The 12502-nt window shown below is 59.4% G+C and carries 11 protein-coding genes; 3 read left to right on the top strand and 8 right to left on the bottom strand.

What is annotated here, in order from left to right; translation table 11 throughout:
• Positions 1-56 precede the first annotated feature (56 nt).
• The 7 genes from gcvH to arcD (PMI35_RS20505) all read right to left on the bottom strand — a co-directional run bounded on the left by gcvH (position 57) and on the right by arcD (PMI35_RS20505) (position 7800).
• Complete coding sequence (gene gcvH, locus PMI35_RS20475) at positions 57-440, bottom strand: glycine cleavage system protein GcvH (RefSeq protein ID WP_008057970.1); 384 nt, start codon at positions 438-440, stop codon at positions 57-59.
• Between the two features lie 457 nt (positions 441-897).
• A complete protein-coding gene (locus PMI35_RS20480; RefSeq protein WP_008057968.1) occupies positions 898-2406 on the bottom strand; it encodes a sigma-54-dependent transcriptional regulator in 1509 nt (502 codons plus the stop codon).
• A 202-nt stretch (positions 2407-2608) separates the two neighbouring features.
• Positions 2609-2971: a DUF5064 family protein gene (locus PMI35_RS20485; RefSeq protein ID WP_008057966.1), complete on the bottom strand. Its 363-nt coding sequence runs from the start codon at positions 2969-2971 to the stop codon at positions 2609-2611.
• A 12-nt stretch (positions 2972-2983) separates the two neighbouring features.
• Positions 2984-3913 carry a carbamate kinase gene (gene arcC, locus PMI35_RS20490; RefSeq protein ID WP_008057964.1) on the bottom strand — a complete coding sequence of 310 codons (930 nt, stop codon included), beginning with the start codon at positions 3911-3913 and terminating at the stop codon, positions 2984-2986.
• Positions 3914-4002: 89 nt separating this feature from the next.
• Positions 4003-5013, bottom strand: coding sequence for an ornithine carbamoyltransferase (locus PMI35_RS20495; RefSeq protein WP_008057963.1), 1011 nt, complete (start codon positions 5011-5013; stop codon positions 4003-4005).
• Between the two features lie 69 nt (positions 5014-5082).
• A complete protein-coding gene (arcA, locus tag PMI35_RS20500) occupies positions 5083-6339 on the bottom strand; it encodes an arginine deiminase (protein ID WP_008057962.1) in 1257 nt (418 codons plus the stop codon).
• Between the two features lie 33 nt (positions 6340-6372).
• Positions 6373-7800: an arginine-ornithine antiporter gene (arcD, locus tag PMI35_RS20505; RefSeq protein WP_008057961.1), complete on the bottom strand. Its 1428-nt coding sequence runs from the start codon at positions 7798-7800 to the stop codon at positions 6373-6375.
• Between the two features lie 442 nt (positions 7801-8242).
• Between arcD (PMI35_RS20505) and arcD (PMI35_RS20510) the strand changes: the two genes are divergently transcribed.
• Both arcD (PMI35_RS20510) and PMI35_RS20515 read left to right on the top strand, forming a co-directional pair.
• Entirely contained in the window at positions 8243-9670 is a 1428-nt protein-coding gene (gene arcD / locus PMI35_RS20510; protein WP_008057960.1) for an arginine-ornithine antiporter, read from the top strand.
• A complete protein-coding gene (locus PMI35_RS20515) occupies positions 9667-10530 on the top strand; it encodes a DNA-3-methyladenine glycosylase family protein (RefSeq protein WP_008057959.1) in 864 nt (287 codons plus the stop codon). The genes arcD (PMI35_RS20510) and PMI35_RS20515 overlap by 4 nt, the downstream gene beginning before the upstream one ends.
• 135 nt (positions 10531-10665) lie before the next feature.
• Here PMI35_RS20515 and PMI35_RS34600 read toward each other — a convergent pair whose 3' ends face one another.
• Entirely contained in the window at positions 10666-10836 is a 171-nt protein-coding gene (locus PMI35_RS34600; RefSeq protein ID WP_157295617.1) for a hypothetical protein, read from the bottom strand.
• 120 nt (positions 10837-10956) lie between these two features.
• On the opposite strand from PMI35_RS34600, the gene PMI35_RS20520 reads away from it, so the two are divergent.
• Positions 10957-12366, top strand: a complete 1410-nt coding sequence (locus PMI35_RS20520) for a PAAR domain-containing protein (protein WP_008057958.1) — start codon at positions 10957-10959, stop codon at positions 12364-12366.
• Positions 12367-12502: the final 136 nt, after the last annotated feature.

The following is a 12502-nucleotide window of genomic DNA, read 5'->3' as shown; positions in this document are numbered from 1 at the left end:
TGTGGCGGGCGATGAATTCGTTGGCGGTGCTGAGATTGATAGTCATGGTGGATTCCTCAGGCTTCGGCTTGGGCTTTGATCAGACGGTCGTAAGCGTCCTGATCCAGCAGTTGGCCGACCGCGGCAGCGTCAGCAGGTTTGAAACGGAAGAACCAGCCTTCGCCCAGCGGATCTTCGTTGACCAACTCAGGGCTGGCGTCCAGTGCCGGGTTCACTTCCAGTACTTCTCCGTCCAGCGGCATGTACACGCCGCTGGCGGCTTTTACCGATTCCACGGTGGCTGCTTCAGCGCCTTTGTCGTAGGACTGCAGCTCCGGCAGTTGTACGAAAACCACGTCGCCCAGTGCGTTCTGCGCGAAAGCGGTGATGCCGACTGTGACGCTGCCGTCAGCTTCGGTGCGCAGCCATTCGTGATCTTCAGTAAAACGCAACTCGCTCATGGAAACTCCTAAGGGGGCCAGACTCGTCTGGTGGACGCGATTGAATGCTTGGGCAATGCCCTGGTTTATGAGGGGTTACTAAGCAAAAAGGCGGCCAATATTAATTTATTGTTATAAATCAATAAGTTAAGTTGTTATTTGACGGAGCGGTCTATGAAGGCTGTAGCGAAATCGCTACAGCCGCAGCAGGAGAAAAAAGCTGAAGTGGATCAAAGCCTTGCGCAGGGCTGGCTGGAGAGGGGTGTAGCGATATCGTTCCGCTGTAGCGCTTTCAGTACAGGTGGAGGTCGCTTTCAGAGTGAAATTTGCGGGTCGAACTCAAAACCTGTGGGAGCCAGCCTGCTGGCGATAGGGCCATCACATTCAACATCGTTGTTGTCTGTGAGACCGCTATCGCCAGCAGGCTGGCTCCCACAGGAGATTTTGCTGGCAGGGAGAGGTGTTTGAGCTGCGAGGCTTACGGCTTATTGGGAATCCCGTACTTGCGCAACCGATGGGCGATGGCGGTGTGGGAGGTTTGCAGGCGGCTGGCCAGTTGGCGGGTCGAGGGGTAGCTGACGTAGAGCTTTTCCAGCAGGGTTTTCTCGTATTCATCCATGGCCTGCTCCAGGCTGTCGATATCCTGATCGCTCTGGCGCGCCACCGAGGTGCCGGCGATGTCGAGGTCGCCGATGTCCACCAGGCTGCTTTCGCAAATGGCCGCGGCACGGAAGATCACGTTTTGCAGTTGCCGCACGTTGCCCGGCCAGCGGTTGCCGAGCAGGGCCGGGTAGGTGCCTGGCGCCAGGCGACAGACCGGGCGCTGGATCTGTGCGCAGGCCTGCTGCATGAAGTAGCGGGCCAGGAGCAGGATGTCCTGGCCGCGTTCGCGCAGCGGCGGGACTTCGACATTGAGGACGTTGAGGCGGTAGAACAGGTCTTCGCGGAACAGACCTTCGCTGACCATTTTTTCCAGGTCGCGGTGGGTCGCGCTGAGGATCCGCACGTTGACCTTGACCTCACGATCACCGCCCACCCGACGGAAGCTGCCATCGTTGAGGAAACGCAGCAACTTGGCCTGCAGGTACGGTGACATCTCGCCGATTTCGTCGAGAAATACCGTGCCTTGGTTGGCCAGTTCCATCAGCCCCGGCTTGCCGCCCCGTTGTGCGCCGGTGAAGGCACCAGGGGCGTAGCCGAACAGTTCGCTTTCGGCGAGGTTCTCCGGCAGTGCCGCGCAATTCAGTGCCAAAAACGGTGAGTTGTGGCGGGCACTGATGGCGTGGCAGGCCCGCGCCACCAGTTCTTTGCCGGTGCCGGTTTCGCCCTGGATCAACAGCGGTGCATCGAGGGCCGCCACCCGTTGCGCGCGAACCTTGAGCGTGCGAATAACCGGCGATTCGCCGAGCAACGCATCAAAGCCTTCGGCGTGATCATGGTGCAGTGCCGACAGGCGCTCGCCGATGCGATTGGGTTGATACAGGGTCAGCAGGGCGCCGGCGTCGGTGATCGGTGTGGCGTCCAGCAATAAGGTCTGGCCGTTGACGGTGATTTCCCGCAGCGGCAGGCGAAAACCGTGTTCGAGCAACGCATCGAGCAATGCCGGGTCAGCGAACAGGTCGGCGACGCTTTCTCCGGCGGGCTCGCGACCGTACAAATCAATCAACGCCGGGTTGGCCAGCAACACCTTGCCGGCGCTGTCCAGCGCCAGCACCGGGTCGGTCATCGCCGCGAGCAGCGCATCGAGCTGCAAGTGCCGACGCTGGCCGGGAAGAATGTCGACCACTGTCATCGCCTGCACGCCACGCACGCTCAGCAGCGCATCGCGCAATTCTTCCAAGACCTCCGGCCTCAGGGTCGGCGCGTCGATGTAGACGTTGGGCGGGACCATTTCCACCGCATCCAGGTTGAGGTTACGTCCACCGAGCAAGGCCAGGACTTCCTGGGTGATGCCGACGCGATCGATGAAGCTGACGTGGATACGCATGGTGCGGTTTTGGGTTCTGGCGTGCGGAGGGTGGCAAGTATGCCTTGGGGCGGGCTAATGGTGAAATCTGGCGCAGCATTTATGGGCTTCGACAATCCTTGTGGGAGCGAGCCTGCTCGCGAAAGCGGTGGGTCAGTCACCATCCATATCATCTGACACGACGCCTTCGCGAGCAGGCTCGCTCCCACAGGGGGTAGGGAGGTTATTCGAAGTGTTCGGGGTTCACCGGATCACCGGATTTCATATTCAACTGCTCCCGAATGTCTTCAAACATCAAATCGTAATGCTTGTGGATCGAGCCGATCTGGCTGTGTGTTTTCGGAATGCCGTACTTCTCGGCAATTCTCGTCACATCCCTGGCGAAGTTGTAGGCCTCCTCCTTGGGCAGGAAGAAGGTCTCTGACATGTCCTTGCCCTGAATGCTGCCATGCATGGTGAACTGGATGCCTTTTTCACCTTTGTCATTCTTGCTGACTTCATAGTCGAGCTTGACGTTGTAGCTGACATCATCCGGTGTCAGCGCATGACGCTCGATGTGCAAGTGACCTGGCTCAAACTGTGCCATGGACGTCTCTCCTTACAAGTAAGTAATGCCAGGTGTCGCCGTGCTGATGCGCGTGCCAGCCTTGCCCTGGACGATCGCCTCGATGTCCGCCAGAGAGCCGATCACCGCGACCTTTCCAGTATGGCGCGCGAATTCGCAGGCCGCCTGCACCTTCGGTCCCATGGAGCCGGCGGCGAAGCCGAGTTTTTCCATTTCGTCGGGGTGCGCCTGGGCAATGGATTTCTGCGTGGGTTTGCCGAAGTCGATGAAGGCGGCATTGACGTCGGTGGCGATCACCAGCAGATCGGCTTCCAGCTGTTCGGCCAGCAGCGCCGAGCACAGGTCTTTGTCGATCACCGCTTCGACGCCTTCCAGTTTGCCGGGCGAGGTGTACATGGTCGGGATGCCGCCACCGCCAGCGCAGATCACGATGCTGCTTTTTTCCAGCAGCCATTTGATCGGGCGGATTTCGAAGATGCGCTTGGGTTTGGGGCTGGCGACCACGCGGCGGTATTTGTCGCCATCAGGGGCAATCGCCCAGCCTTTTTCGGCGGCGAGTTTTTCTGCCTCGGCCTTGGTGTACACCGGGCCGATGGGTTTGGTCGGGTTCTTGAAGGCCGGGTCGTTGGCATCGACTTCGACCTGGGTCAGCAAGGTGGCGAAAGGCACCTCGAAGTCCAGCAGGTTGCCCAGTTCCTGTTCGATGATGTAGCCGATCATGCCTTCGGTTTCGGCGCCGAGGACGTCCAGCGGGTACGGCGACACCGAGGTGTAGGCCGCCGCTTGCAGCGATAGCAGGCCGACTTGCGGGCCATTGCCGTGGGCGATGACCAGTTGGTTGCCGGGATGGATCTTGGCGATCTGCTCGGTGGCGATCCGGATATTGGCGCGCTGGTTGTCCGCGGTCATGGGTTCACCCCGGCGGAGCAGGGCGTTACCGCCCAGTGCAACGACGATACGCATGGTGCATGTCCTTCTAAAAGAGAAGTAAGCGGTGACTCGGTCTCCTGTGGGAGCTGGCAAGCCAGCTCCCACAGGACTTCGGTTGATCGTTAGAGATCCGCCAGCGTCGACACCAGAATCGCCTTGATCGTGTGCATGCGATTTTCCGCTTGCTCGAAGGCGATGCAGGCCGGCGACTCGAACACGTCATCGGTCACTTCGATGCCGTTCTTCAGGTGCGGGTACTGCTCGGCAATCTGCTTGCCGACCTTGGTGTCGCTGTTGTGGAAGGCCGGCAGGCAGTGCATGAACTTGGTGCGCGGGTTGCCGCTGGCTTTCATCAGTTCGGCATTCACCTGATACGGCAGCAGTTGCTGGATACGTTCGGCCCAGGCTTCGACCGGCTCGCCCATGGAAACCCAGACGTCGGTGTGGATGAAGTCCACGCCCTTGACCGCGGCTTTCGGGTCTTCGGTGAGGGTGATGCGCGCACCGCTTTCTTCACCGTATTTCTTGCAGCGAGCCACCAGGTCGTCCGCCGGCCACAGGGCTTTCGGCGCGCAGATGCGCACGTCCATGCCCAGCTTGGCGCCGATCAGCAGCAAGGAGTTGCCCATGTTGTTACGCGCATCCCCAAGGTAGGCGTAGCTGATCTCGTGGATCGGTTTGTCGGCGTGTTCGCGCATGGTCAGCACGTCGGCGATCATTTGTGTCGGGTGATACTCATCGGTCAGGCCGTTGAACACCGGCACGCCGGCAAACTTGGCCAGCTCCTCGACGATTTCCTGTTTGAAGCCACGGTACTCGATGGCGTCGTACATGCGCCCGAGCACACGGGCGGTGTCCTTCATGCTTTCCTTGTGGCCGATCTGCGAGGAGTTCGGGTCGATGTAGGTGACGTTGGCACCCTGGTCATAGGCGGCGACTTCGAACGCACAGCGGGTGCGGGTCGAGGTTTTTTCGAAGATCAGCGCGATGTTGTTGCCCTTGAGGTGTTGCTGTTCGGTGCCGGTGTATTTGGCCCGTTTCAGGTCGCGGGACAGGTCGAGCAGGTAGCGCAATTCGCGAGGGGTGTGGTGTTCCAGGCTCAGCAGATTGCGGTTATGGATATTGAACGCCATTTTGGATCTCCTAAGGTGTCGGTTATCCCGTTGGCCCGCGCTCGGTCAGTGCGGGCCAAGGCTGATAGGTTAGTAGTCGATCGGGTCGCGGATGATCGGGCAGGTCATGCAGTGGCCGCCGCCGCGACCGCGTCCGAGTTCGCCGGCGCTGATGGTGATGACTTCCACACCGGCCTTGCGCAGCAGGGTGTTGGTGTAGGTGTTGCGGTCGTAGCCGATGACCACGCCGGGCTCCACGGCGACCACGTTGTTGCCGTCATCCCATTGCTCGCGTTCGGCGGCGAAGCTGTTGCCGCCGGTCTGTACCACGCGCAGGGCCTTGAGGTTCAGGGCCGCGGCCACGGTATCGAGGAAGTTGGTTTTCTCCCGACGGATGTCAATGCCGCCCGGTTTGCTTTCGTCCGGGGTTAGGGTGAAGGCGACGATCTGGTTCACCACTTCCGGGAAAATCGTCACCAGGTCGCGGTCGCAGAAACTGAACACGGTGTCCAGGTGCATTGCTGCCCGGGACTTGGGCAGGCCGGCCACGACCACTTTCTCAACGGCCTTGTTCTTGAACAGGTTGATCGCCAGTTGGCCAATGGCCTGGCGTGACGAGCGTTCCCCCATGCCGATCAGGACCACGCCGTTGCCAATCGGCATCACGTCACCACCTTCGAGGGTCGACGCGCCGTGATCCTTGTCCGGGTCGCCGTACCAGATCTGGAAGTCGGCGCCGGTGAATTGCGGGTGGAATTTATAGATGGCAGTGGTCAGCAGGGTTTCCTGCCGCCGTGCCGGCCAGTACATGGGGTTGAGGGTCACACCGCCGTAGATCCAGCAGGTGGTGTCGCGGGTGAACTGAGTGTTGGGCAGGGGCGGCAACAGGAAACTGGAGCTGCCGAGGAAGTCGCGGAACATCTGGATGGCCTTGCCGCCGAACGCGTCCGGCAGGTCATCACCCGAGACGCCGCCAATCAGGAACTCGGCGATCTGGCGGGGTTCCAGGCTGCGCAGCCAGGAGTCCACTTCCTTGATCAGGCCCACCCCGACGGTATCGGGAGTGATCTTGCGCGTAAGAATCCAGTCGAGTGCTTCGGGGATGGCGACGATGTCGGTCAGCAGGTTATGCATCTCCAGCACGTCGATCCCGCGTTCGCGCATCTTGGTGACGAAATCGAAATGGTCGCGCTTGGCCTGGGCCACCCACAGCACATCATCGAACAGCAGTTCGTCGCAGTTGTTCGGGGTCAGCCGCTGATGGGCAAGTCCTGGGGAGCAAACCATGACTTTGCGCAGTTTGCCGGCCTCGGAATGGACGCCGTACTTAACTTTTTCCGTGGTCATTTCAGTGAACCTCCAGATGGCAAGACAGTCGCGTTACAGAGTCAGGAAGCCGTCGTAGAGACCGTAGGCCGCCACCAGGGCGCCGACGACCACCAGGGCGAAAATCAGCTTCTCGACGTTGGTGAAAACCGGTTTCTTGAGTTCCAGCTTGGCCTTGGCGAACAGGATCGCGCCGGGGGCATAAAGCAGGGCCGAGAGCAGCAGGTATTTGATGCCGCCGGCGTACAGCAGCCAGACCGCGTAGATCAGCGCCACGGCGCCAATGAGCAGATCCTTCTGGCGCTCGCCCGCCGCGCCTTCGTACGTTTCGCCGCGCACGGCCAGCAGCAGGGCGTACGCCGCCGACCACAGGTACGGCACCAGGATCATCGAGGTGGCGAGGTAGATCAGCGACAGGTAAGTGCTGGCCGAAAACAGCGTGATGATCAGGAATATCTGGACCATGGCATTGGTTAGCCATAGCGCGTTGACCGGTACCTGGTTGGCGTTTTCCTTGCGCAGGAACGCCGGCATGGTGTGGTCCTTGGCGGCGGCGAACATGATCTCCGCGCACAGCAGCACCCAGGACAACAGCGCTCCGAGCAGCGAAATGATCAGGCCGACGCTGATCAGCACCGCCCCCCACTGGCCCACCACGTGTTCGAGCACGGCAGCCATCGACGGGTTCTGCAATTTGGCCAGTTCCGGTTGGGTAAGGATGCCCAGCGACAGCACGTTCACCAGCACCAGGATCAGCAGCACGGTGATGAAACCGATCACCGTGGCTTTACCCACGTCACTGCGTTTTTCCGCACGGGCCGAGAAAATGCTCGCGCCTTCGATGCCGATGAACACCCACACGGTGACCAGCATCATGTTGCGCACCTGGTTCATCACGCTGCCCAGGTCCGGATTTTTCATACCCCAGATGTCGGCGGTGAAGATCTCCAGCTTGAAGGCGAAAATCGCGATCAGCACAAACAGTATCAGCGGTACGATCTTGGCGATGGTGGTCACCAGGTTGATGAACGCCGCTTCCTTGATCCCGCGCAACACCAGCAAGTGCACGGCCCACAGCAACACGGACGCGCCGATCACGGCGGCCACGGTATTGCCCTCGCCGAACACCGGGAAGAAGTAGCCCAGGGTGCTGAACAACAGCACGAAGTAGCCAACGTTGCCCAGCCAGGCGCTGATCCAGTAACCCCAGGCCGAAGAAAAGCCCATGTAGTCGCCGAACCCGGCCTTGGCGTAGGCGTAGACCCCGCCGTCCAGGTCAGGCTTGCGGTTGGCCAGCGTCTGGAACACAAAGGCGAGGGTGAGCATACCGACAGCGGTGATCGCCCAGCCAATCAGAATGGCGCCGACGTCCGCACTGGCCGCCATGTTCTGCGGCAGGGAAAAGATGCCGCCACCGATCATCGAACCGACGACCAGGGCAACCAGCGCGCCGAGTTTCAGTTTTCCGGGAGCTTCAGACATTGCATGACTCCATTGCAGGAGAAGAGAGACAACAGACTAAGTCCGCCAGCCATTCAGTCGACTGACTTAGATCAGTGCAGGTCTACATTCCATTGTTAATAACCGAAGAGTTGCTCGTACAAAGCTACTGCCTGTAATGCTTGTCCCAGAGGCTTCGTTGAATTTTTGTTGAATCTTTTTCGCATTCCTTGCGACTAATGAAGCTAGTCCTTTTTTGCCAATCCGCAAATTTTGTGGATGGGTTTTAAGAACAGAATTTGCCTATCAAAAAACATATATAAAGCGAAAAAATATATCGACGCCTATTCGGTCATATCTCGCCGTTAAAGGGATGTTTGTTGGCGTTATCCAATAAACGTCATTACGCTTCATCCATTTAGTTACCACAGATTTAGTGACGTTCTCGTGGCGACTGCCGCCCTTGGAAACTGGAGACGCCGCCATGTCGCAATCGACGCAAAAGCTTCGCCTGAGCGCACTGATCGCCCTGGTGGTGGGGTCGATGATTGGCGGCGGGATCTTTTCCCTGCCGCAGAACATGGCGGCCAAGGCCGATGCGGGGGCGATCCTGATTGGCTGGTCCATCACCGCCGTGGGCATGCTGACGTTGGCCTTCGTGTTCCAGACCCTGGCCAACCGCAAGCCGGAACTGGACTCGGGGGTGTACGCCTACGCCAAGGCCGGCTTCGGCGACTACATGGGATTCTCGTCGGCCTGGGGCTACTGGATCAGCGCCTGGCTGGGCAATGTCGGCTACTTCGTGCTGCTGTTCAGCACCCTGGGATTTTTCTTTCCGGTATTCGGCGAAGGCAACACCCCGATCGCCATCGCCTGTGCCTCGGTGCTGCTGTGGACCGTGCATTTCGTGGTGATGCGCGGGATCAAGGAGGCCGCGTTCATCAACCTGCTGACCACGGTCGCCAAGATCGTGCCGCTGATCATGTTCATCGTGATCGCCGCCGTGGCGTTTAAAGCAGACATCTTCACCCGCGACATCTGGGGGCGCAGCAACCCGAGTTTCGGCAGCGTGATGGACCAGGTGCGCAACATGATGCTGGTCACGGTGTTCGTGTTCATCGGCATCGAGGGCGCCAGTGTCTATTCGGCGCGGGCAGAGAAACGTTCGGATGTGGGCCGGGCCACGGTCATCGGTTTTCTCGGGGTGCTGGCGCTGCTGGTGATGGTCAACGTGCTGTCTTTGGGGATCCTGAGCCAACCGGAACTGGCCACCTTGCAGAACCCGTCGCTGGCATCGGTGCTGGAGCACATCGTCGGCCCGTGGGGCGCGTTGCTCATCAGCATCGGCCTGGGGATTTCACTGTTGGGTGCCTTGCTGTCCTGGGCGCTGCTGTGTGCGGAGATCCTGTTTGCCACGGCAAGAGACAAGACCATGCCCGCGTTCCTGACCAAGGAAAACGCCAACCATGTGCCGGTCAATGCGTTGTGGATGACCAACGTGATGATTCAGCTGTTTTTGCTGATCACGCTGTTTTCCGCCGGCACCTACACCAGCCTGATCTACCTCGCTTCATCGATGATCCTCGTGCCTTACCTGTGGTCGGCGGCTTATGCGGTGTTGTTGAGCGGGCGCGGTGAAACCTATGAGCACGCCTCCGCCGAACGCACCAAGGACCTGCTGATCGGCGGTATCGCCCTGAGCTATGCGGTGTGGTTGCTGTACGCCGGTGGCGTGAAGTACCTGCTGCTCTCGGCGCTGCTCTATGCGCCGGGCGTGATCCTGTTCGCCAAGGCCAGGCATGAACAGGGCAAGCCGGTGTTCACCACCATCGAGAAGGGCATATTTACCTGTGTCATCAGCGCTGCCGGGTTGGCGGCTTATGCCCTGTACAGCGGATTGCTCAGCCTGTGAGGTTGCTGCTGGCGTTCCAGCCGCCCTATGACTGGCCGGCGATGCTGGGGTTCCTGTCGGCGCGGGCGATCGCTGGAATCGAAGAAGTGGCCGATGACGTTTACTCGCGCAGCATTGGCTTGAACGGGGTTCACGGCACGCTGTCGATCAAGCCGGCGACGGCGGACTCACTGGAGCTGACTCTGGACTTTCCCAATGCCAACGCAGTGCCAGAGATTGTCGCCAGGTTGCGGCGGATGTTTGATCTGGATGCTGACCTGATCAGCATTCATCGGCATCTGTCTGTTGATCCTCTGCTGGCACCGCTGATTGCAGAACGCCCAGGGCTGCGCGTACCGGGGACGTGGGACGGCCTGGAACTGGCGATCCGCGCGGTGCTGGGGCAGCAGATTACCGTGGGTGCGGCGATCAAACTGGCGGGGAAACTGGTGGCGCAGTACGGCGCGCCCTTGAGCTCGCCGCGCGGTGGCTTGACCCACGTGTTTCCCGAAGCCGCGGTGTTGGCGGCGGCGGACCTTGCGACATTGGGGATGCCGAAAAGCCGAGGCCGTACGCTGTCGGGCGTGGCCCAGGCGGTGCTCGATGATCCCTTGTTGTTTGAGCCCGGTCGGCAGGACGCTGTGAAGCGGTTACTGGCGTTGTATGGCATTGGCGACTGGACGGCGCAGTACATCGCCCTGCGGCAGCTGCGGGAAATGGATGGGTTGCCGAATGGGGATGTGGGGCTGATCAATGCGTTGGCGGCATTGGAGGGTGGGCCGGTGACGGCTAAGGATTTGTTGGCGCGGGCTGAGGGGTGGCGGCCGTATCGGGGGTATGCGGCGCAGTTGTTGTGGACTTCGTTGAGTCGTGCGGATTGAGCGAGCAGTCCATTTCGCTGTAAACCGAAAGCCCCCGAAAAACTCGAGGCCAATCCCAAATTCAATCACCACACAAAACCCTGTGGGAGCGGGCTTGCCCGCGAAAGCGCCAGCCCATCCAACACAAATGCTGAATCAGCCACCATGACATGCCGCCGAGGAGATGATGGGTCGAAGGATGTTTCGTTTTGAATGTCCCTTTTTGAGTTTTTTACGAACCAAGCACGAATGGGCATTTTCTCTATCCCCATTTTTGTCGCCTTTTTCTGCATGGCTTGTGGGACATTTCCTGATTTTCTCGGCCATCTTGAGTTTCCTCTCTGTCCACGTACTTTGCGTTAAGCCACTCATCCCGAGTCGGCTTATCGATCGTTAACAGTGGCGCGCTTTCCATGACTGGGGCGCCCGTAGAGAGGGAGATCAGCAATGGCACAAGGACATTTCATTCGCCTGGGTGACAAGACCACTTGCGGTGGCCAGGTTTTGGAGGCCGACACCCGAGTCATGATGTTTGGCATCGCCCATGCTCGTGAAGGCGACCGCGTTTCCTGCGGCAAAAACGACGAGACCTATACCATCGTGGGAGGCGTCTCCTACATCAACAGTCATGGCAGGATCGTGGCAGGCTCGCTGGACAGCTTCAGCACTTGCCCGTGCAGAGCCAGGTTGATCCCCTCGGTGTTTACCGCCAGCTATGAGTCGCGTAGCAGTGCTGCACCCCAGACCACAAGGGCGGCGCCCCAACCGACCACGCCTCTCGCCGGCAATCCGGCGGCGCCACGAGCAGCCGGTTTCGCGTCAGCCTCGAACGCTCCCAAGCCAGTGTCCCTGGGCACAGCAGCCCAGGAACCAGGCTTCTACATCGTGCCCAAGAGCACCACCCGCGAAGAGCTGGAAGACTCCCTGTTCACCCTGCGTGACCCGGCGGTGATGGGCAAATTCAAGCTGCTCAACCCTAACCTGCGCGACGTCAAAGCCGGCTCGATGATCGTGCTGAGCGACCCCAGCAACTACCAGTGCACCCGTGAAGAAGCCATGCTCATGGACGTGGCGGCCAGAACCAACCAGATCATTGAAACGCTTAGCCCTGAAGAAGCGGATTTCATGGTGCAACACCGTGATGTCATCCAGGCCTTCCTGACCTATGGCTCGAACGCTATTGGCGTTGGCGCGAGTATTTTCAAGAACAACCTGGATAACGTAGGCAATGCCTTGAGGGACATTGAAGCGTTGCAACGGGATACGCTTCAAAGAGATGGGAACCTGCGCTCGCCAAAGTTCTTTGCAGAGCGCCAGCGTCTGCTCGCACAACTGAACAGCCATATGACGGCACTGACCCGCAAGGGCATTGGATTCCCTGACCATATCAACTTGAAAAAAATGTTGGGTATTTCCAGCCAAAGCCTGGTCCACCATTGGACCAATGCCAGTCCCGCGGGGCAAATACCGGGTCATGCCACCCATCTTGAAGGTGTGGCGAAGGCTTCTAAATACGTTCAATACGGCGGTTGGCTGGGTACTGCCGTTGGCGGAGGTGCATCTGCCATGAAGGTGCAGGATGTGTGTATGGCGGGAAATACCGAAGCGTGCGAGCGTGTTAGATTCACCGAGGCGGGCAGCTTCGCTGGCGGAATCATAGGCGGTGCCGTCGTAGGTGCAACGTTGTCAGTTGAGACAACCGGCAGGCTCTGCATTGCACTCGGAACAACTAATGGTGGTTTGGGGACCGGGATATGTACCGTAGTGGCGGTAGCAACAGGGGCCTTGGTGGGGGGAGCAGTAGGCAGTGGAATTGGCGAGTGGATTGGTGACCGTATCTATGAGGCCACGAGATGAGTAAAGCATCGATGATATTCGGTGTTCTCGGTGGCGTAATCCTTCTGCTGAGCTTCGTCTGGCTCGTAGTAGCACTTCATATGGCCTATACCAAAATGGATGTACTCTTTGGGTACCTGAAAAACAGCCCGGCAAT

Origin of the sequence: Pseudomonas sp. GM78, assembly GCF_000282475.1 — a bacterium.
In the GTDB taxonomy this organism is placed as follows: domain Bacteria; phylum Pseudomonadota; class Gammaproteobacteria; order Pseudomonadales; family Pseudomonadaceae; genus Aquipseudomonas.
This window is presented reverse-complemented; position numbering and strand designations above follow the sequence as displayed.